Genomic DNA, 18,807 nt, shown 5'->3' with positions numbered 1-18,807 from the left:
CTCCGAGCCCTTTACGGGGCACCCGTGTGCGCCGTATGCTCGTTGTGAGAAACACTTGTTACTTTGTAAGTAACAAACTTCCGTAGTGGGAGGCGAGATTGGAGCGCGGTCGGCTGTTCATCGGCGGGGCGTGGCGCGCCGCGGAGTCCGGGGCCACGGTCGCCACACGCGACCCGGCCACCGGTGAGATCCTTACCGAGGTCGCCGAGGGTGGCTCGGACGACGTCGATCTGGCAGTCCAGGTGGCTCGTGAGGCGCTGGACGACCCGCGATGGGCGGGCATGACTCCGGACGACCGGGGTCGCCTGCTCTGGCGCGTCGCGGAGCTGATCGAGCAGCATGCGGCGGACCTCGCCGAGCTGGAGACCCGCGACCAGGGGCAGCCACTGTCGCTGGCGCGGTCGGTGAGCGTGGCAGGCGCCGCGCAGCACTTCCGGTATTTCGCCGGATGGTGCACCAAGCTCGACGGCCGCGTGCCCGCACACTCCAGGGACGGCGCCCTCAACTACACCCGGCGCGTGCCGGTCGGGGTGTGCGGACTGATCACGCCGTGGAACTTCCCGTTGCTCATCGCAGCCTGGAAGCTCGCCCCCGCGCTCGCCTGCGGTAACACCGTCGTGCTCAAGCCCGCCGAGCAGACCCCGCTGACCGCCCTGCGCCTGGCCGCGCTGGCCGGGGAAGCGGGATTCCCACCCGGCGTGGTCAACGTCGTCACCGGTGGCGGCGACGCGGGTAAGGCGCTCGCCGAGCACGATGGCGTGCACAAGGTCTCCTTCACCGGCTCGACGGAGGTCGGGCGTGGCATCGTGCGCGCGTCGGCGGGCAACCTCAAGCGGCTGTCCCTCGAGCTCGGCGGCAAGGCGGCCAGTGTCGTCACCGCCGACGCCGACCTCGAGCGGGCCGTGCCGGGTAACCTGCGCAGCGGCGTGCAGAACTCCGGGCAGGTGTGCGCGGCCTCGGCACGGTTCTACGTGGCGCGGTCGCGCTACCAGGAGTTCACCGAGCGGATCGCCGCTGCGGCCGAGGAGGTGCGCATCGGCCCCGGCCTGGACCCCGACACGCAGATGGGCCCGCTGGTGGGCGAGGAGCACTTGGCGAGCGTGCACGCCTACGTGCGAAGCGGCATCGAGCAGGGCGCCACGCTGGTCACCGGCGGCTCCCGCGGCACGGGCCCGCTGGAGAAGGGCAGCTTCTACCTGCCGACGGTCTTCGCCGACGCCGACGACGGCATGCGCATCACCCGCGAGGAGATCTTCGGCCCCGTGCTGACCGTGCTGCCGTTCGACGACGTCGACGAGGTCGCCGCCCGGGTCAACGACTCCGACTACGGGCTGGCGGCCTCCGTCTGGACCCGCGACGTGTCCACGGCTCACCGCCTCGCCGACCGCATCCACGCCGGGTGCGTGCGGGTCAACATGATCGCCGGGATCGATCCCGCGGCCCCGTGGGGCGGGATGAAGGCGAGCGGCTGGGGTCGCGAGATGGGTGAGGAAGCCCTCGACGAGTACAGCGAGGTCAAGAGCGTCTGGATCGGCCTGGAGGGATGATGGTCAGCGCACCTGGCGGTACCGCCGCCGCAGGAGAGACCGCCGCGCAGCTGCGCAGGCTGGACCTGGCGCACGTGCTGCACCCGCACGCGACGGTGGGACGTGCGCCGGAACCGTTGATCGTGGACAGTGCGAGCGGCGCGACGCTGCGGGACATCGACGGGAACAGCTACATCGACGGCACCTGCGGCCTGTGGCAGTGCGCGGTCGGCCACGGCCGCGCCGAGCTGGCCGAGGTCGCGGCCGAGCAGATGCGGCGGCTGGAGTTCTACGCCTCGTTCTGGCACCTGTCCAACCCGCAGGCGATCCGGCTCGCCGAGCGGCTCGCCGGGATCGCGCCGGAGGGGCTGAACACCGTCTTCTACACGAACGGCGGGTCGGAGGGCAACGAGACCGCCGTCAAGCTCGCGCGCCTGGCCTGGCACGCCTCCGGGCAGCCGGAACGCACGGTCATCCTGTCGCGCCAGGGCGCCTACCACGGTGTCGGCTCGGCCTCGCTTGCCGCGACCGGCCTGCCGGCCTTCCACGACGGATTCGGCCCGCTGACTCCCGGGTTCGTGCACCTGAGCAAGCCGCACGGCAAGCCGTACGGCACCGAGACCACCGACGTTCTTGTCGCCGAGCTGGAACGCACGATCGCCGAGATCGGGCCGGAGCGCATCGCCGCGTTCATCGGCGAGCCCCTTCTCGGCGTCGGTGGCATGGTGCCGCCGCCGCCCGGCTACTGGGAGCGGGTGCAGCGGGTGCTGCGCGAGCACGGCATCCTGCTGATCCTCGACGAGATCGTGACCGCGTTCGGCAGGCTCGGGCACTGGTTCGGTGCGGAGCACTACGGCATCGAACCGGACATCGCCGTCACCGCCAAGGGCCTGTCCAGCGGGTACGTCCCGATGGGCGCGGTGCTCATCGGCGACGGGGTGATGGGCATGCTGGACGGCACCCCGTTTCGGCACGGCTTCACCTACAACGGCCACCCGGTCGGTGCGGCGGTCTCGCTGGCCAACATCGACATCATCGAGTCGGAGGGACTGCTCGACCGGGCGCGCACGCTCGGCGCGCGCATCCTCGACGGGCTCGGGCAGCTCGAGGGCGACGACCGGGTCGCCGAGGTCCGGGGTGCCGGCATGGCTTTCGGCGTGGAGCTGGCCCTCGACGACGCCACGCCGGTCGCCGACGCCGCGCGGGAGCACGGGGTCCTGGTGCGCGCGGCAGGGTCCACGATCGTGCTGTCCCCGCCCCTTGTGCTCACCGAGGCGCAGGCCGACACGCTCGTCGACGCGGTAACCAAGGCGGTGCGTGCCCTATGAGCGAGCAGTACGGGGTCGACCCCCAGTTCCTGGACGCCCTACTGGAGCGCGAGACGGCCCGGTTCGAGCGTACCCACCAGCGGAGCAAGAAGCTGCACGAGCGCACCGAGGGGTCGATGCCCCGAGGCGTCCCGCTGCACTGGATGGCCAACTGGCCGACGCCGCACCCGGTCTACCTCTCCGGGGCCGAGGGCGCATACCTGACCGATGTGGACGGAAAGAGTTATGTCGACTTCTGTCTCGGCGATACCGGGGCGATGTTCGGCCACGCGAACCCGCTCGTCGCCGAGGCCGTCAGCCGCCAGGTACACGCCGGAACGACGACCATGCTGCCGACGGAGGACGCCGCAGCCGTCGGCGAGGAGCTGAGCAGGCGGTTCGGGCTGCCGTACTGGCAGCTGGCGACCTCGGCCACCGACGCGAACCGGTTCGCGATCCGTATCGCGCGCATCGCCACCGGCAGGGACAAGGTGCTCGTGTTCAACGGCAAGTACCACGGCTCGGTGGACGAGACCCAGGTGGCACTGCAGGACGGCAGGATGGTGCCGCAGCCCGGTGTCGCGCCGAACGCCGTGGACACCGACCGCACCACGAGGTTGGTGGAGTTCAACGACGTCGACGCCCTCGAACAGGCACTGTCCGAACGCGACGTCGCCTGCGTGCTGGCCGAGCCCGCGATGACCAACGTCGGGGTGGTCCCCGCCGAGCCCGGGTACCACGATGCGCTGCGCGAGATCACCCGCAGGACGGGAACGTTGCTGATCATCGACGAGACCCACACCATATCCACGGGCCCTGGCGGCTACACCCGCGCCCACGGCCTCCAGCCGGACATGTTCGTGCTCGGCAAGTCGATCGCGGGCGGGATCCCTGCCGCTGTCTACGGCATGACCGCCGAGGTCGCAGAGACCTTCGAGCGTTACACGGCCAAGGACGGTCACCGGATCAGCCACGCCGGGTTCGGTGGCACGCTGGCAGGCAACGCGCTCACGCTGGCCGCGCTGCGCACGACCCTGGAAGAGGTGATGACCGAGGAGGCCTACGCGCGGATGAGCGCGCTCGCGGAGCGGTTCGAGCGCGGGGTGACCGAGGTGATCGGCAAGCACGGACTGCCGTGGCACTCCACGCGTCTCGGTGCGCGGGTGGAGTACCTGTTCAGTGCGCGCGCCCCGCGCGACGGCGGGGAGGCCAAGCGGTTCCGGGTACCGCGGCTGGAAGCTGCCATCCACCTGCACCTGCTCAACAGGGGAGTGCTGCTCACCCCGTTCCACAACATGGCGTTGATGTGCCCGGCGACGACCGAGAGCGATGTGGACCGCCATACGGCCGCGTTCGCCGAGTGTGTGGCGGAGCTGGTGTCATGACAGGGACGGCGCTGGTCACGGGGTGCTCGAGCGGGATAGGGCTGGCTACGGCGCGCACGCTGGCACGGCACGGATACCGGGTGCGCGCAGGGGTCCGCGACCCGGAACGAGCGGCGGTGCTGCGCGAGGCCGCCGGGGACATCCGGGTCGTCCGCCTGGACGTCACCGACGAGGATTCGGTCACCAGCGCGGTCGCCGCGTGCGGTGAGCTCGATGTGGTGGTCAACAATGCCGGTGTCGGGATGTTCGGCGCTGTGGAGAACATCCCGGACGGTGACCTGCGCCTGGTGTTCGACACCAACTACTTCGGGGCGCTCGCGGTCATCCGTGCCGCGCTGCCCGCGATGCGGCGCAGGCGATCCGGGGTGATCGTCAATATCGGTTCGGTGGACGCCTGCCTGCCGGGGCGGCCGATGACGTGGTCGTACGCGGCGAGCAAGCACGCGCTCGGGGTGGCGAGCGAGGGGCTGGCGCTGGAGGTGGAACCGTTCGGTATCCGGGTGCGCCAGCTCGACCCCGGGTTCTTCGCCACCAGCATCCGCGACAACCGGGTGCGCCGTGAGCAGCGGGACGGCGACGGTCCGTACGCCGCGTTCCGCGAGGCGATGGAGTCGGCGGTGGCCTCGGCCGTCGACGAGGCCGGTGATCCCCAGGAGGTCGCCGACGCGGTGCTGGAGGCGATCACCGACGAGCGGGCGTTCCCGGTACGCAGGCTCGTCGGCGCGGATGCCGCCGAGGCCGTCGCCGATGCGCGAGCGGTCGACGAGGCCACCGGCGCCCGGCAGTGGAAGGACGCCCTGGGCCTGGAGTGAGGATCCCGGAGTAAGGAGTACACCGTGTCGCACGACGAGTTGCGCGGCCGGGTCGCGCTGGTGACCGGAGCCGGTTCGGGGATCGGGAGGGCGAGCGCGCTCGGCTTCGCCCGCCGAGGGGCGAGCGTGGTCGCCGCGGACATCGATGCCGACGGTGCGACCGAGACGGCAGGACTCATCGAGGCAGGGGGAGGGCACGCCGAGGCCCGGCGCGTCGACGTCGCCGACGAGGAGCAGGTGCGAGACCTGGTGCGGGGAACAGCCGCGCGTCACGGGCGGCTGGACTACGCGCACAACAACGCCGGGGTGAGCGGTGCGGCGAGCCCGGTGGCCGCGATGCGCAAGCAGGACTGGGACCGCACCATCGCGGTCAACCTCACCAGCGTGTTCCTGTGCCTGCGCTTCGAACTGGAGCTCATGGCCGAGCAGGGGCACGGCGCGGTGGTCAACACCGCCTCGGTCGCGGGGATCACCGGCAACGCCAGCCTCGGCGACTACGCCGCGTCGAAGGCGGGTGTGGTGGCGCTGACCAAGGTCGCGGCCATCGAGCACGCCCCGTACGGTATCCGGGTCAACGCGGTGGCACCCGGGTTCACCGCGACGGGGATGACGAGCGCGTCCATGGTGGACAACCCGGAGTGGGCCGAGGCGGCGCTGGCCGCCGAGCCGGTCGGAAGGGCGGCGAGCCCGGAGGAGATCGCCGAGGCGGCCGTGTGGCTGTGCTCGGACGCGGCCTCCTACGTTGTCGGGCACGTGCTCGTGGTCGACGGCGGCCTCACCGTCGGGCGGCGACCGCCGGACGCGCCCGCGGTCACCGTCGACCGGCGGGCATGAGCGGCACCGTTCCGCTGCATCCCGGCGCGGGTGTATCGCCAACGCGCTGGCCCGCGGTGCTCGTGCTCATGGGTGCCGGGGTAGTGGCCGCGCTGCACATCGGCAAGGCTCCGGGTGCGCTTCCGGTGATCCGGGACGAGCTGGAGCTGTCCCTGCCGCTTGCCGGTTTCGTGATATCGAGCTTCAACCTCACCGGCGCCCTTCTCGGGTTGGCGCTGGGAGCGCTGTCCGATGTGGTCGGCCATCGCCGGTCCGCGGTCGGCGGGTTGCTCGCGATCGGCCTGACCAGCGCGATCGGGGCGCTCGCGGATTCCGCGGTGCCGCTGTTGCTGTCGCGGTTCGCCGAAGGGGTGGCGTTCATGGTCGTCGTGCTGTCGGTTCCCGGGCTGCTGGCGAGGGTGAGCAGGCAACACGACCTTGGCCTGGTGATGGGCTCATGGCCTGCGTACATGCCGACCGGGACCGCGCTGATGCTGCTGGCCGCGGCACCGCTGGTCGCCGTCATGGGGTGGCGCGGCACGTGGCTGGTCGCCGCGGTCCTCTCGGTGGTGTGGGCGGTGCTGGTCGCCTGGGTGTCCCGGGGTGCCGCCCCTGGCGAGGTGGCAGGGCGTGCCGGTAGTGGATGGGCCGCAGGCGCCAAACCGACGCGGGGGTCGCTGCTGCTGGGGCTGGCGTTCGCCGCCTATGCCGCGCAGATCCTGGCGGTTCTCGGGTTCCTGCCGACCATGCTGGTGGAGGAGCAGGGGCTGGCTGTGGCGGCCGCAGCAGCGCTGACGGCGGGGGCATTCGCCGCGAACGCTCCCGGCAACGTGCTCGGCGGGGTGTTGCAGCATCGCGGGCTGGCCCGGTGGCGGATGATCGTCGGCTCCAGCGTGGTGATGGCCGTGGCCGCGGTGCTGGTCTACGCGGAGGCTCTGCCGCTCGGCGTGCGCTACGCAGCTTGCGTGGCGATGTCGCTGGTGGGCGGCTTCATCCCCTCGGCGGTACTGGGGGCTGTTCCGGACGTGGCCCGGTCGCCCCGCTCGGTGGGCGCGGCGACCGGCGTGGCGATGCAGGGCGCGAACCTGGGCCAGCTGATCGGACCGCCCGCCGTCGCGGCCCTGGCCGGGATCGCCGGTGGCTGGCACCTCACACCGGTGGCCACGGGCGTGCTCGCGGCGGCGGCCGCAGCGTGCGGCTTGGCCCTACGGCGCATGCGGTAGGGCAGTGGTGACCGGCGCGGAGTCTCGAATCGTCCCGCACTCGGCTAGCTCTCGACGGGAATGCGGTACGTCAACTCGTAGCGATCGCCGGGGAAGGTGATGTCGCACGTCTCCACCGGCTGATCGCCGACGTAGTGGGTGCGCTCGATGACGAGCACGTAGACGCTCTGGGCGGGAAGCTCGAGGCGTTCGATCTCATCGGGACGTGCGGCGCGAGCATGCACGCGCTCGACCACCTCATCAACACGCTGGTCGATGAGATCCATGCGGGCGATGACACCGGCAGCCGGGGACTCCTCCGGGAGTTCGATCGACGTTCCACCCGTGATCGCCAGCGGCTCCCAGGATCGCGCTATCTGAACGACGGCACCGTCGGCGAAGTACCGGTAGTCCGTCTGCATGAGTTCCGCGTCCGGTTCGGTGCCGAGGCGCACGGCGAGATCCTCGGTAGCCGGTACTTTCTTGCTGGCGTACTCCCACTCGCCGCGCTGGCTGGATTGCGCAGCGTCGTTGATGAACGGCGACGCGCTGTGCGGTTTGTGGCGCGAGTACCGGCCCGTGCTGTCCCGTACGACCCGTCGTGATTCCTTGACGAAACTCCCCTTGCCCTGGTGCCCGAGGATCAGCCCTTCGTTGCGGAGTACGTTCAGCGCCATCTTCACGACCATGCGCGAGACCCCGTAGTCGGACATCAGCCGGCTTTCGGAGGGCAGCTTCGCACCGGGTGCCAACGAACCGTCGAGGATCTTCCCTCGATAGTCGGCTGCGATCTGGAGGTACGCGGGTGTGCCGCTCCATCGTGTGGCCATAGTGCGGTTCCTCCATCGCAGGCCTGGCATACCCAGTGTGCTTGGTGATCACGGTAACGGACACCGCTACCGGCATACAGCGATGGACCTGGCTTGACTCATACTATACCTAGTATACTATGTCTATCGTAGAATGACTGGTCGGTGTCCGAGGAGTGTCGCGGTGAACTTCGCGGGCCTGTCGGGTGCTGGGCCTCGGAAATCACGCCCAGGCGCCAGTGCGACTGAGGAGGATCGCATGACCTATGTATCGACTGAGCACGTCACGGACATCGACGGCTCCGCTGGGGGATCGCCAGAGAAGGGCTCGTCCGAGGGGTGTCTGCTGGATCGGTTGATTCCGGATCCGTCGGGGTTGCCGCCGCTGTGTAGCGAGGCGCGGTTCGCTGAGCTGCTGGAGGGGATGGTGGCGGACGATGCGCCACGGTTGTTCGCGGTGGTACAGGAGTTCGGCGACAGGGTGGATGCCCGGATCGCCGGATGGGGGATCGCGTTCGATGATCGCGTCGAGGTGATTGGAGTGGACGGTGACGTCCGGATGAGCCTGCGGGAGCCAGAGGATGCCCTGCGGCGATTCCGTCGCGGGAGTCGCATCGGTGCGCGGGTGGTGTGGGTCAACCCGGAAGCGGCCATGTGCGATGTCGACGATGATGCCGGCTGACGTGTTCGTGACATCAGTGTGCCGGCCAACCCGACACGGCGTGCTGGCAAGCCCGACACAGTGTGCCCGGAGGCCCGACACGGCGTGCCAGCAGGACTGACACGGCGTGGGCGGTGCGCGTCATGCCGGGTCGGCGGGGCTCGCATCCGGTGCGTCCGCGCCCGCGGTGGCGCGGGGTCGGACCACCTCGCGGAGCTTGCGCAGTCCGGTGAGGAACGCGTCGAGCTCCTCGGCGGACAGCCGGCCGGTGAACCACGTGTCGATTGCGTCCAACAGCGGCGGCACGTCGGCGGCCAGCCGGTCCTCGCCGGACCGGGTGAGCACGGCAAGGGAGCCGCGCCGGTCTCCCGGGCAGGCGGCGCGCTCGACCAATCCGGCGCGTTCCATCCGGTCGATGACCCGGGTGATGCCACTGGTGGACAGTGCGGTCTGGGCAGCGAGGTCGGCCATCCGTAGCTGCCGTCCGGGTGAGCGCGCCAGCCGGATCAGCACGTCGAACTCGTTGCCGGACAGGCCGTGGGCAGCGTGGACCTCCGAGATCCGGGCGCTGATCCCCTCATACGCCTCGACGAGGAGCCCCATCGCGGTCAGTCGCGGATCGTCGAACAGGTCACTGGCCATGACCGCAGCATAGCAGCCTTCGTTGCCTGGGGGAACATTGACTAGGGGAATAACTGTCCATAGATTGTTGCTGCCACAAACATCCCGTCAGCAATGAACTTGAAGGGTTGGAGAGTATGACCGAGGGCATCCGCGTAGCGGCGCAGGCAGGTGCGGGTCGCGGCCGCGCCAGCACCATCGTCCTGTGGGCCGTGCAGATCATCACCGCTGCCGGCTTCGCGCTGGCCGCGAGCGCGAAGTTCGCGGGCGATCCTGCCGTGGTCGAGACGTTCGACGCGATCGGCTTCGGTGACTGGTTCCGCTACCTGATCGCCGTGCTGGAGCTCGCCGGGGCTGTCGCACTGCTGGTTTCGCTGCTGGCCGGCCTGGCCGGGCTGGCGTTCGTCGGCTTGATGGCCGGCGCCGTCCTCGTGCACCTCGTCGTGCTCGGCGAGGGGGTGGCCGCCGCGCTGCCGTTGCTCGCGCTCGCGGCGATCGTGGCCCTGGCACGCCGCGGGCGCACCGCCCGCCGAGCTGGTCGCGCGGGTCAGGGGTCGACGTGACGCGGCAGTCGACGGAAGGGGCCACCTGACATGTCCGCATCGCACAACACACCCGAACGCACCCGCTGGGCAGCCGTCGTGGCCCTCGCGTTGATCATCTTTATGGCCGGCCTGGATATGACCATCGCGGCGATCGCGCTGCCGGCCATCGGCGACGAGTTCGGCGTGCCAGCCGGTAGCACCCAGTGGGTCCAGCTCAGCTACCTGCTGCCGTCTCCACCCTCGTGGACCCGCGGCACCGCGGCAGGGCCTTCGGCCTGTTCGCCACACTCGGCCCGATCGGCACGGTGGCGGGCCCCGCCGTGGGCGGCGCGCTGATCGAAGCCTGGGGGTGGCGGGCCACGTTCCTGGTGCACCTGCCGGTCGCGCTCGCCGTCGCGTGGCTGGCGCACCGCACCGTCCCCGGAGGCGGTCGGCTCCGGTTGCCCAGCCGCGGCCGGCTCGCCGACGCAGTGGGTCTCGGAACCGTGCTTGTGGCCGCCTTCGTCGCGCTCGACCGGGCGGAGACCGTGGCGACGGCGGATGTCGACTGGTTCGGCATCGGCGCGGCGCTCGCGCTCGCCGTGATCGCCGGATGGTGGTGGGCACGCCGCGCCGACTCCCGCCCGGTGCTCGATGCCCTGAGCCGTCCCGCACTGTGGCCCTCGCTGGTTGCCCTGCCGTTGGCGACCGCGACCAGCGGTGGGCTGTTCTTCCTTACCCCGTACCTGCTCGTCACGGTGGTCGGCAGCGACTCGATGCTGGCCGGGACCGCGCTCGCCACGCTGCCGCTGGCGATGGCTCTGTGCTCGCCGCTGGCGGGATGGCTGGCCGACCACATCAGCCCTCGCAGGGTGGCGGCCGCCGGGGCGCTGGTCGCGGCACTCGGCGCGCTGGGCTTGCAGACCGTCGACGCGCAGGCCGGGGTCGCCGCGGTGGCGTGGCCGCTGGCCGTGGTGGGAATCGGTGCCGGGCTGTTCACCGGCCCCAACAGCAGCGCGATCCTGTCGGCCACGCCGGACGGGATGGCGGCCACCGTCGGTGCGGTCACCCAGATGGGCCGTACGCTCGGGTTCGCGCTCGGCCCGGCGGTGGCCGCGCTGACCTGGCACATAGCAGGCGGCGGGATCGCCGGATTCCACCTCGGCGCCGGGGCCGTCCTCGGGCTCGCCGCCCTCGCTGCCGTGTTCGCCGCCGCCGTTCCGGCCCCCAGCTGGCCGGTGGAGGCAGCATCCCCGGCCCCGACCGAACAGCACCCGCACGAGACCGCCTGAAAGGAGCATCGCGATGAGCGCCTTCTCCGACGCCGAGCGGGCTTTCCTCGCCGAGGGAGGCAAGCTGGGCCACCTCGCCACCGTCGACGAGCACGGCCAGCCGCACAACGTGCCGCTGGGATGGACCTACAACGCGGATCTGGACACCATCGACATCGGCGGACACGACTTCGCCCGCACCCGCAAGTTCCGCAATGTACAGGGCAACCCGCTGGTGTGCTTCGTGGTCGACGATGTGCTGCCGCCCTGGAGGCCGCGAGCGGTCCAGGTCCGTGGCCGTGCCGAGGCGCTGCCCGCGGCCACCCCCTACGGCGGGGGCGGACCGGCGCCGATGATCCGGATCACGCCCGCAAGGGTCGTCAGCTGGAGTATGGAACACGTCGACGCCTGAGCGTTCGCCGCGCCGGGGACCGGGGAGCCCTCGGCCGCGCCGCTTGACCGCCCCGCGGACGGGGTGCCAGGCGGCGCGGCCGAGGGTGCCGCCGGTGCGGTTCTCGATGCCGGGTACGGCCATGCCGGAGGACAGCGGCGCGACGTCGATGCAGGAGCCTTCACTGCCGCTGTAGCTGGTGGTGGTGGTCGGTCGCGCCGTTCTCCACGCGGCTGATCGTGGCGTTCGAACACCGGGCCGTGCTTACGCGGTCGGGTCAGCGCGGGAAGCGCCGTCCGCCGAGCGGCCGATGGCGCGAGGGAGATCGACGCTGGTGACCAGCATCCCCGCCAGCACGTCGGTGAGCTGCTCGCGCGAGGTGTCGAGCCGGTCACGTAGCCACATCGCCACCACCTCGAGTACGCCGCTGGCCAGGGTGAGCGCGGCCAGCTCGGCGTCCGACTCCGAGGGTGCTCGCTCCCCGAGCAGTGCGCGGCTCTGGGTGGTCATGGTGCGGGCAAGTGACCTGATGACCTCGTTCCGCCCGGCGCGGAGCGCGTCGGTGGCTTGGGACTCGACAAGTAGCGTGCCGCGTCGCCGATCCTCGGTGACGAACTCAAGGCCCGCCGCGATGGCGGCGCGCATGACCGTGGGGATATCGGTTTCCGCGCGGGCTACGGCGCCGAGAACGTGCTGGATACCGGCGGCGGTGACGTCGTCGAGTACCGCCTTCAGGAGAGCGTCGCGGTCCCGGAAGTGCTCGTAGAAGTACCGGTCATTGAGCCGTGCCCTGTGGCAGACCGCGCGCATTGTCACGCCCGTCGCGCCGTGCTCGGCCAGTACGTCCAGGGCGGCGTCGAGCAGCGCGGCGCGGCGTTCGGATCGCCGCTCGTGGGCCGTCTTCCCTCCGTACGTGCGCGTAGTCACGCGCGCATCGTCTCACGCTTGACGGGGAGCGTTATCTGGTGGAAGCTGACACCAAATATATGTGGTGTTGAGTGACTCCAGATTAGGAGAGGTGGAGCATGGTTCGGACGGCGAGCCGGCGCGACGCCGAGCCGGTCAAGAGCGGTGACGAGCGGCGTCGTCCCATGGAGCCGGGCGGGATCCTGTGGGACGACGCCGGGTTGGTCACCTTCCCGCTGACCACGGGATCTGCGTTCTTGCTCCAGGTCATGCACCCCTCGATCGGCGCCGTCGTCGGGGAGCGCTCGGTTTTTCGTACCGACGCCGTCGGTCGGGCGGCGCGCAGCGTCGCCTCGGTCATGACATGGATCTACGGGGGCGAGGAGGCACTGGCCGAGGGGGACCGGCTCCGCGCGATGCACGCGCCCCTCAAGTCCGTCGACGAGCACGGCGTGACGCACCACGCGCTGGCGTCGGGTCCGTGGGCGTGGGTAATGCTGACCGCACCGTACTCCTTCCTGATCGCCGGGGAGTACTTCGCGCGGCGTAGCCCCACCGGTGCCGAGTGCGAAGCGCTGTACGGCGAGCTCGTCCAGGTGATGCGCAACCTCCACGTCCCGGAGAAGGAGATCCCGGCCACGTACGAGGAGTACCGCGTCACGTTCGACGAGATCATCGATCAAGTGCTGGTCGCCCATCGGACGGCGTGGGAGTACCTGCGCACCGTCCGTCACGTCCCGCCGCCACCAGGCATGCCGGGGCTGCTGCGGCCACTGTGGCGGGTGTTGATGGACCTCCCCGGGAGGCTGCAATACTTCGTGACCATCGGCACGCTTCCCGGGAAGGCGCGCGAGAAGCTCGGTATCGCGTGGACGGCCGCCGACGAGCGGCGCTTGCGCCGCTTCGGCCGCGCCATCGCCTACCTCCTGCCTTTACTTCCGGAGCGGCTGCGCTACCTGCCCATCGCGTACGAGGCACGCCGTGCCGAGCGCGCACGACGCCGGCTGCACGCCGTGCTCGCGCGCCGGCCCAGGTGACGGAACCCAGGGCGGTGGACGCCCCGAGGCACGTCCGAACCGTCCCGGCCGCGGGTACGCTGGCCCCGTGCGATGATCACGCGCGAGCGCCGGAAGCGTGGGCGGGACGAGTTGATTGGGGGATCGACGACCATGGGCGAGACCGCGGTGCCCGCGGCCCCGGAGGCATCGCCGGCGGCAGGGGAGGGCATCAGCGCGGCGCACGTGCGACGCACGTTCGGCAACGTCGTCGCCGTGGACGACATGGGCCTGACCGCGCCTGCGGGGCAGGTGACGGCGCTGGTCGGGCCCAACGGCTCCGGCAAGACGACGCTGCTGCTTGTGCTGGCGACGCTGCTCGTGCCGGACGCGGGCGAGATCCGCGTGGCCGGTCACGACCCGGTGCGCGAACCGCGCGAGGTCCGCTCGCGGATCGGATGGATGCCGGACGCGTTCGGCACCTACGACACCCTCACCCCTCGCGAGGTGCTGCAGTTCGTCGCCGCGGCGTACCGGCTGCCGCGTGACCGGCACGCCGCGCGGGCCCGCGAGCTGCTCGCGCTGGTGCATCTCGAGGACCTCGCCGACCGGCCGGTCCACGTGCTCTCGCGTGGCCAGAAGCAACGCCTCGGTCTCGCGCGGGCGCTGGTGCACGATCCGGGCGTGCTGCTGCTCGACGAACCGGCCGCCGGGCTCGACCCGCGCAGCCGGATCGAGTTGCGCGGCATCCTCCGCGACCTCGCCGCCGACGGGCGCGCGCTGCTGGTGTCCAGCCACGTGCTGGCCGAGCTGGAGGAGATCGCCGACCGCGCGGTGTTCGTGGACGGCGGGCGGACGGTGGACGAGCACGACCTCACCGAACTCCGCCCGACGCAGCGCAGGCCGTGGCGGCTGCGTTCGCTGGACCAGGAGTCGCTGCTGTCGAGACTGGACGGGTTGGGTGTGACGGTCACCGGGCAGCCGGGACCGGCAGGCGTGGACGTCATGCTCGCCGGCGACGAGGAGGCGGCCGACCTGGTGGCGGCGCTCGTGCGCGACGGGGTGCGGGTCGTGGAGTGCGCACCGGCGGCGGGCACGCTCGAGGCCGCTTACCTGGAAATGACGGAGGGACGGCGATGAGTACCGCGACGCGGGAGGCGGCAGGGCCGGGCGGTGCCCGGCGACCGCGTATCCGCCGGGCATCGTGGCGCGGCGTCGTCACCGTCGCGGGCCACGAGTTCCGTCTCCGGGTACGCACCGGGCGGTGGCGGTGGCTGCTCGGCGCCTGGTTCGCCGTGCTGCTGGCGTTCACCGCGCTGCTTCGCTGGGCGCTGGCCGAAACCCGCCCGACCCCGGTCACCGGTCCCGTGCCCGGGCCGGGTGCCGCGGACGTCCCGCCGCCCGCGCCGCTCGGGACACCGATGCTGGGTGGGCTCATGTTGTTCGTGCTCGGCCTCGCCCTGCTCGTCGTGCCCGCCCTGACCGCCCAGTCCGTCAACGGCGACCGCGAACGCGGCGTTCTCGCGACGCTGCAGGTCACGCTGCTCACACCCGCGGAGATCGCGCTCGGCAAGCTGCTTGCGGCCTGGCTGACCGCGCTGGTGTTCCTCGCGACCACGCTGCCGCTGGTGGTGTGGGTGATGGTCGAGGGTGGCGTCGGGATCGCACGGGTCGTGGTGACGCTGCTCGTCGTCGCGTTGCTGCTCGGCGTGATGTGCGCGGTCGCGCAGTGCCTGTCGGCACTGCTGGCGAGGACCACGACCTCGGCGGTGCTGTCGTACCTGACGGTCTTCGCGGCCACGGTGGGCACCGTCGTGGTGTTCGCACTGGCGCTGCCCCTCACGACGACCACCGAGCAGGTGACCGAACGGGTACCTGTATGGGACGACCCGCCGCCCGGTGAGGCACCCGGCGGCCCGGCGGACCGCCATGCTCCGCCGCCGCATCCGCCAGGGCAGGGCGAGCCGGATCGCTGGGAAACGCGTACCTACGAGCGAAGCCAGGTCCGCCCGGAGAGGGTGTGGTGGCTGCTCGCGCCCAACCCGTTCGTGATCCTTGCCGACGCTGCCCCCGCCGCGGAACCGAGGTTCGACCCGCGCACCGGTGAGCGGCTGAGCAACCCGCTCGACCCGCTCGGCGAGATCGCCACCGCGGTGCGCGATGCCCGCGCCTCCGAAGATCCGCAGGCCGTGCCCGGCATCGTCCCGTCAGGGCCGGAGCAGCCGGAGCCGCCGCGGCCGGATCCGGTGTGGCCGTACGGTCTCGCGTTCGACGTGCTGCTCGCGGCCGGCGCGATCGCGCTGACCATCCGGCGGCTCCGCACGCCCGTCCGCTCGCTGCCACGCGGCGTGCGGATCGCCTGACTCCTGCCTGGGCTCCCACCGGGTGGCGCCGGAGGGCCCAACACACCATGCCGAGTCGACGAACACGGTGTGCCGTAGTGCCCGACACGGCATTATGCTGGCGTGCCTGCACGACCGGGCGAGCACCGAGGGAGCAGTCATGACCGAGCCGATCGAGACCGTGGGCCGTGCGATCCAGGGGCGGATCTACCGCGACGGGGTGTTCGGCAAGCGCCCGCCGGTCCCTGTGCACCCCGACCGGCTCGAAGCGGCCGCTCGCAGGGCGATGAGCCGGGACGCGTGGGGATACACGGCCGGCTCGGCCGGGCTGGAGACCACCGCGGCTGCCAACCGGGCCGCGTTCGACAGGCGGCGGATCGTGCCGAACATGCTGACCGACGTGGCCGAGCGCGACATCTCGGTCGAGCTGTTCGGCAGGCGGCACTCCTCCCCGTTGCTGTTCGCGCCGATCGGCGTGCTGGAGCTGATGCACCGCGACGCCGACCTCGCCGTCGCGCGGGCCGCGCGGGAGCTCGGCATCCCGATGACCATCTCGACACAGGCCTCCCACCCGATGGAGGACATCTGCGCCGAGCTCGGCGAGACGGACCGGTGGTTCCAGCTCTACTGGAGCAAGGACAAGGACGTGGTGGCGAGCATGCTCGACCGCGCGGAGCGCTCCGGAGCAGGCGCGATCGTGGTCACGCTCGACACCCACATCCTCGGCTGGCGTACCCGCGACCTCGACCGCGCGTTCCTGCCGTTCGCGCGCGGGCAGGGCATCGCGCAGTACACAAGCGACCCCGCCTTCACCGACCTGGTCCGCAGGCGGGCGGAACTGGGGCGGCAGGATGGTGACACGCCGCGGCCGACGCCGACCGCGCTGAGGTCCGTTGTCTCCATGACACGCCGCTACCCGGGTCGTTTCCGGGACAACCTGCGCTCGCCGTTGCCGAGGACAGCCGTGGAGACCTTTCTCGACGTGTTCTCCAACTCGGCGTTGACCTGGGAGGACCTCCCGTTCCTCCGGCAGCACACCTCGCTGCCGATCGTGCTCAAGGGCCTGCAGCATCCCGAGGACGCCGCACGCGCGCTCGACGCCGGTGTGGATGGGATCGTGGTGTCCAACCACGGGGGACGGCAGGTCGACGGGGCCGTCGGGTCGCTGGACGCGCTTCCCGGGATCGTGGACAGGGTGGCAGGGCAGGTCCCTGTGCTGTTCGACAGCGGCATCCGCACCGGAGCCGACGTGTTCAAGGCCCTTGCCCTCGGCGCGAGCGCGGTACTCCTCGGCAGGCCCTACGCCTACGGTCTGGCCGTCGCCGGGCAGGCCGGCGTGCGCGAGGTGACCGAACACCTGCTCGCCGAGCTGGACATCACCATGGGCCTGACCGGTTGCCGCTCGATCGGTGCCATCACCCCGGAACGCCTGACGAACTGAGCTGGCACGCGCTGCCGATCAGAGCAGCGTGTGCACAGTGACGGACCGGTACCGGCGGGCGAAGCCGCTGTCGAGCGTGGCCATGGCCAGCCTCGCAGCTTGCGCGAACGCTGCCAGGTAGTCGTCTGTCCACAGTTTGTGGCTGTCATCGTCGCGAGCGGAGATCGCACGCCAGGCTTGCTCGAGCTCGTTCGGTTCACCGGCGTACCGGACCCGTTCGTCGGCTCGGAGTTGGTCCACGATGCTCCAGGCATTGGCACGAGTCAATACGTCGCCGCCCATGACCGCGGGATTGGACAGCAGCCGGAGGAGTCCCATCTGGGTGATCCGGCACAGCACAAGATCTGATGCCTGTTCATCGAACCAGCTCGCCGCACGACGATGATGGGCGTGGCCGTCCCACGTGGCAGCGAGCCACACACCGACGTCGAGCAGCATCAGGCGCTTCCGTGCTTCTCGGCGTCTTCGGCCGCGAAGATGGCCTCGATGCCTTCGTTGGTGAGGTCTACCGAACCCGGTTTCGAACTGCGTACGAGCGGGAGCTGTACGCGTGGTCGATAGGCTGGAACGGCTGGATTCCCGAGCTCATGGGTAACGGCGCGGGCCAGAAACTCCTTGAGGGTCTCACCGCGAGCGGCCGCCTCAGCTTTGGCCGCGCGTAGCAACTCCGGTGACAGATCGACCGTGGTGCGCATAAAAGCATATTAGCACCGCAGCCAACCGTGGGGCAGATCCAGCCCGCCCTACGCCTGGTGGCCGAGCTTGAAGCCCTGCCGGTTCTCGCCGGTGCCTGCCACGCCGAAGCCGTCGGCGCCGATGGTGGCCGCGCTCGCCTCGTGCACCGGAGGGGAACTGATCGGCACCGGACCGCCGTCGAGGTTCAGCACCTCGGAGGCTTCGTTGTACCAGGAGGGCACCACCTCGTGGCCCCAGAAGGAGCGCCGCCGGTTGTCGGTGACGTCCCAGCGGACGGTGGGGTTGTCGGGATCGCCGGTGTAGTAGTCGCTGGTGTAGATCTCGATACGATGCCCGTCCGGATCGCGCAGGTACAGGTAGAAGGCGTTGGACACGCCGTGCCTGCCCGGGCCGCGCTCGATGTGGTGCTCGGCCCGCAGCGCACCGAGCACGTCGCAGGTGTGCAGGATCTGGTGACGCTCGTGGCTGGCGAACGCGATGTGGTGCAGCCGGGGACCGTCGCCGCCGGTGATGGCGATGTCGTGCACGGTCGGCTTGCGGAACAGCCACGTGGCGTACAGCGAGTCGCTGTCCTCGATGGTCTCCGAGACCCCGAAGCCAAGGCCGGTGTAGTAGTCGTAGGCGGCTCGCACGTCGGGCACCATCACGTTGAAATGGTCCAGCCTGCTGATCGCGTTACCGGGCTGGCGGTGGTAGTGCTGGGTGAAACGCTCGGTGTGGGTGGTCTCGTAGAAGAACTCGACGGGAAAGCCGAGCGGGTCGTGGACGCGCACGGCCTCCCCGATACCGCGGGTGGTGCCCGCGGCCACCCTGCGGGTCTCGACGCCGATCCCGGCGAAGTACCGCTCGGCGACCGTGAGCTGCTCGGGGCCGCGCACCCGGTAGGCGAGCCGGGCCAGAGCCGGGGTCGGTCCCGCGCGCAGCACCAGGCTGTGGTGGGTGTACTCCTCGAACGCGCGCAGGTAGAGCGCCTCGGGTTCCTCCGCGGTGACCACGAGCCCGAGCACGTCGACGTAGAACCAGCGGGCGGCAGCCAGGTCGGTGACGATCAGCTCGGCGTAGGCGGCACGGATGATGTCGGGTGGTGTCGTCATGGTCGTCTGCC

Annotated in this window: 20 protein-coding genes and 1 pseudogene; 15 read left to right on the top strand and 6 right to left on the bottom strand. The window is 70.8% G+C overall.

The features are described from left to right. The first annotated feature begins 98 nt into the window (after positions 1 to 98). The 6 genes and pseudogenes from H0B56_RS13860 (at position 99) to H0B56_RS13835 (ending at position 7,066) form a co-directional block, all read left to right on the top strand. Positions 99 to 1,547, top strand: a complete 1,449-nt coding sequence (locus H0B56_RS13860) for an aldehyde dehydrogenase family protein (protein WP_180893438.1) — start codon at positions 99 to 101, stop codon at positions 1,545 to 1,547. Next, entirely contained in the window at positions 1,547 to 2,854 is a 1,308-nt protein-coding gene (locus tag H0B56_RS13855; RefSeq protein WP_180893437.1) for an aminotransferase family protein, read from the top strand. The genes H0B56_RS13860 and H0B56_RS13855 overlap by 1 nt, the downstream gene beginning before the upstream one ends. Next, a complete protein-coding gene (locus H0B56_RS13850; RefSeq protein WP_180893436.1) occupies positions 2,851 to 4,218 on the top strand; it encodes an aspartate aminotransferase family protein in 1,368 nt (455 codons plus the stop codon). The genes H0B56_RS13855 and H0B56_RS13850 overlap by 4 nt, the downstream gene beginning before the upstream one ends. Further along, positions 4,215 to 4,892 (top strand): annotated as a pseudogene (locus tag H0B56_RS13845) (SDR family oxidoreductase); the annotation flags it as partial. The gene H0B56_RS13850 and the pseudogene H0B56_RS13845, both read left to right, overlap by 4 nt. 162 nt (positions 4,893 to 5,054) lie before the next feature. Continuing rightward, complete coding sequence (locus H0B56_RS13840; RefSeq protein ID WP_180893434.1) at positions 5,055 to 5,864, top strand: glucose 1-dehydrogenase; 810 nt, start codon at positions 5,055 to 5,057, stop codon at positions 5,862 to 5,864. Continuing rightward, the gene (locus H0B56_RS13835; protein WP_180893433.1) at positions 5,861 to 7,066 is read left to right on the top strand and encodes an MFS transporter; all 1,206 of its coding nucleotides are present in this window, start codon (positions 5,861 to 5,863) and stop codon (positions 7,064 to 7,066) included. Before H0B56_RS13840 ends, H0B56_RS13835 begins: the two co-directional genes overlap by 4 nt. A 44-nt stretch (positions 7,067 to 7,110) precedes the next feature. Here the strand turns inward: H0B56_RS13835 and H0B56_RS13830 are convergent, their stop codons facing one another. Then, positions 7,111 to 7,875, bottom strand: a complete 765-nt coding sequence (locus tag H0B56_RS13830) for a GntR family transcriptional regulator (RefSeq protein WP_180893432.1) — start codon at positions 7,873 to 7,875, stop codon at positions 7,111 to 7,113. A 238-nt stretch (positions 7,876 to 8,113) separates the two neighbouring features. Here H0B56_RS13830 and H0B56_RS13825 point away from each other — a divergent pair, with 238 nt between their 5' ends. Beyond that, a complete protein-coding gene (locus H0B56_RS13825; protein WP_246361110.1) occupies positions 8,114 to 8,536 on the top strand; it encodes a hypothetical protein in 423 nt (140 codons plus the stop codon). A 120-nt stretch (positions 8,537 to 8,656) separates the two neighbouring features. Here H0B56_RS13825 and H0B56_RS13820 read toward each other — a convergent pair whose 3' ends face one another. Continuing rightward, positions 8,657 to 9,157 carry a MarR family winged helix-turn-helix transcriptional regulator gene (locus H0B56_RS13820; RefSeq protein ID WP_180893431.1) on the bottom strand — a complete coding sequence of 167 codons (501 nt, stop codon included), beginning with the start codon at positions 9,155 to 9,157 and terminating at the stop codon, positions 8,657 to 8,659. 116 nt (positions 9,158 to 9,273) lie between these two features. Between H0B56_RS13820 and H0B56_RS13815 the strand changes: the two genes are divergently transcribed. Genes H0B56_RS13815 through H0B56_RS13805 form a run of 4 tightly spaced genes read left to right on the top strand, consistent with a single transcriptional unit; the run spans position 9,274 to position 11,343 of the window. Next, positions 9,274 to 9,699 carry a DoxX family protein gene (locus tag H0B56_RS13815; protein WP_180893430.1) on the top strand — a complete coding sequence of 142 codons (426 nt, stop codon included), beginning with the start codon at positions 9,274 to 9,276 and terminating at the stop codon, positions 9,697 to 9,699. Positions 9,700 to 9,729: 30 nt separating this feature from the next. Next, positions 9,730 to 10,017, top strand: coding sequence for a hypothetical protein (locus H0B56_RS22910; protein ID WP_246361197.1), 288 nt, complete (start codon positions 9,730 to 9,732; stop codon positions 10,015 to 10,017). After that, positions 9,924 to 10,952, top strand: coding sequence for an MFS transporter (locus H0B56_RS13810; protein ID WP_343063898.1), 1,029 nt, complete (start codon positions 9,924 to 9,926; stop codon positions 10,950 to 10,952). The genes H0B56_RS22910 and H0B56_RS13810 overlap by 94 nt, the downstream gene beginning before the upstream one ends. A gap of 13 nt (positions 10,953 to 10,965) precedes the next feature. Continuing rightward, a complete protein-coding gene (locus H0B56_RS13805; RefSeq protein ID WP_180893428.1) occupies positions 10,966 to 11,343 on the top strand; it encodes a PPOX class F420-dependent oxidoreductase in 378 nt (125 codons plus the stop codon). 243 nt (positions 11,344 to 11,586) lie between these two features. On the opposite strand, the gene H0B56_RS13800 is transcribed toward H0B56_RS13805, so the two are convergent. Beyond that, on the bottom strand, positions 11,587 to 12,249 hold the full coding sequence (locus H0B56_RS13800) for a TetR family transcriptional regulator (protein WP_180893427.1): 663 nt from the start codon (positions 12,247 to 12,249) through the stop codon (positions 11,587 to 11,589). Positions 12,250 to 12,347: 98 nt separating this feature from the next. Between H0B56_RS13800 and H0B56_RS13795 the strand changes: the two genes are divergently transcribed. From H0B56_RS13795 to H0B56_RS13780, 4 genes are all read left to right on the top strand, one after another. Beyond that, positions 12,348 to 13,265: an oxygenase MpaB family protein gene (locus H0B56_RS13795; RefSeq protein ID WP_180893426.1), complete on the top strand. Its 918-nt coding sequence runs from the start codon at positions 12,348 to 12,350 to the stop codon at positions 13,263 to 13,265. Positions 13,266 to 13,397: 132 nt separating this feature from the next. Continuing rightward, on the top strand, positions 13,398 to 14,363 hold the full coding sequence (locus H0B56_RS13790) for an ABC transporter ATP-binding protein (protein WP_180893425.1): 966 nt from the start codon (positions 13,398 to 13,400) through the stop codon (positions 14,361 to 14,363). Further along, the gene (locus tag H0B56_RS13785; protein WP_219632706.1) at positions 14,360 to 15,586 is read left to right on the top strand and encodes an ABC transporter permease; all 1,227 of its coding nucleotides are present in this window, start codon (positions 14,360 to 14,362) and stop codon (positions 15,584 to 15,586) included. Before H0B56_RS13790 ends, H0B56_RS13785 begins: the two co-directional genes overlap by 4 nt. Positions 15,587 to 15,725: 139 nt before the next feature. Further along, positions 15,726 to 17,006, top strand: a complete 1,281-nt coding sequence (locus H0B56_RS13780; protein WP_180893424.1) for a lactate 2-monooxygenase — start codon at positions 15,726 to 15,728, stop codon at positions 17,004 to 17,006. A gap of 18 nt (positions 17,007 to 17,024) precedes the next feature. On the opposite strand, the gene H0B56_RS13775 is transcribed toward H0B56_RS13780, so the two are convergent. Genes H0B56_RS13775 through hpaD form a run of 3 tightly spaced genes read right to left on the bottom strand, consistent with a single transcriptional unit; the run spans position 17,025 to position 18,796 of the window. After that, a complete protein-coding gene (locus H0B56_RS13775; protein ID WP_180893423.1) occupies positions 17,025 to 17,444 on the bottom strand; it encodes a TA system VapC family ribonuclease toxin in 420 nt (139 codons plus the stop codon). Beyond that, entirely contained in the window at positions 17,444 to 17,701 is a 258-nt protein-coding gene (locus H0B56_RS13770) for a hypothetical protein (RefSeq protein WP_180893422.1), read from the bottom strand. The genes H0B56_RS13775 and H0B56_RS13770 overlap by 1 nt, the downstream gene beginning before the upstream one ends. Before the next feature lie 48 nt (positions 17,702 to 17,749). Continuing rightward, positions 17,750 to 18,796, bottom strand: coding sequence for a 3,4-dihydroxyphenylacetate 2,3-dioxygenase (gene hpaD, locus H0B56_RS13765; RefSeq protein ID WP_180893421.1), 1,047 nt, complete (start codon positions 18,794 to 18,796; stop codon positions 17,750 to 17,752). Positions 18,797 to 18,807 lie beyond the last annotated feature (11 nt).

It is taken from the genome of Haloechinothrix aidingensis (assembly GCF_013450155.1).
GTDB lineage: Bacteria > Actinomycetota > Actinomycetes > Mycobacteriales > Pseudonocardiaceae > Haloechinothrix > Haloechinothrix aidingensis.
This window is presented reverse-complemented; position numbering and strand designations above follow the sequence as displayed.

Excerpts from the sequence above, each read along its gene's own strand:
- H0B56_RS13855 (WP_180893437.1), top strand. The coding sequence starts at position 1,547 with ATGGTCAGCGCACCTGGCGGTACCGCCGCCGCAGGAGAGACCGCCGCG.
- H0B56_RS13850 (WP_180893436.1), top strand. The coding sequence starts at position 2,851 with ATGAGCGAGCAGTACGGGGTCGACCCCCAGTTCCTGGACGCCCTACTG.
- H0B56_RS13835 (WP_180893433.1), top strand. The coding sequence starts at position 5,861 with ATGAGCGGCACCGTTCCGCTGCATCCCGGCGCGGGTGTATCGCCAACG.
- H0B56_RS13830 (WP_180893432.1), bottom strand. The coding sequence starts at position 7,875 with ATGGCCACACGATGGAGCGGCACACCCGCGTACCTCCAGATCGCAGCC.
- H0B56_RS13825 (WP_246361110.1), top strand. The coding sequence starts at position 8,114 with ATGACCTATGTATCGACTGAGCACGTCACGGACATCGACGGCTCCGCT.
- H0B56_RS13820 (WP_180893431.1), bottom strand. The coding sequence starts at position 9,157 with ATGGCCAGTGACCTGTTCGACGATCCGCGACTGACCGCGATGGGGCTC.
- H0B56_RS13815 (WP_180893430.1), top strand. The coding sequence starts at position 9,274 with ATGACCGAGGGCATCCGCGTAGCGGCGCAGGCAGGTGCGGGTCGCGGC.
- H0B56_RS22910 (WP_246361197.1), top strand. The coding sequence starts at position 9,730 with ATGTCCGCATCGCACAACACACCCGAACGCACCCGCTGGGCAGCCGTC.
- H0B56_RS13805 (WP_180893428.1), top strand. The coding sequence starts at position 10,966 with ATGAGCGCCTTCTCCGACGCCGAGCGGGCTTTCCTCGCCGAGGGAGGC.
- H0B56_RS13795 (WP_180893426.1), top strand. The coding sequence starts at position 12,348 with ATGGTTCGGACGGCGAGCCGGCGCGACGCCGAGCCGGTCAAGAGCGGT.
- H0B56_RS13790 (WP_180893425.1), top strand. The coding sequence starts at position 13,398 with ATGGGCGAGACCGCGGTGCCCGCGGCCCCGGAGGCATCGCCGGCGGCA.
- H0B56_RS13785 (WP_219632706.1), top strand. The coding sequence starts at position 14,360 with ATGAGTACCGCGACGCGGGAGGCGGCAGGGCCGGGCGGTGCCCGGCGA.
- H0B56_RS13780 (WP_180893424.1), top strand. The coding sequence starts at position 15,726 with ATGACCGAGCCGATCGAGACCGTGGGCCGTGCGATCCAGGGGCGGATC.
- H0B56_RS13775 (WP_180893423.1), bottom strand. The coding sequence starts at position 17,444 with ATGCTGCTCGACGTCGGTGTGTGGCTCGCTGCCACGTGGGACGGCCAC.
- H0B56_RS13770 (WP_180893422.1), bottom strand. The coding sequence starts at position 17,701 with ATGCGCACCACGGTCGATCTGTCACCGGAGTTGCTACGCGCGGCCAAA.
- hpaD (WP_180893421.1), bottom strand. The coding sequence starts at position 18,796 with ATGACGACACCACCCGACATCATCCGTGCCGCCTACGCCGAGCTGATC.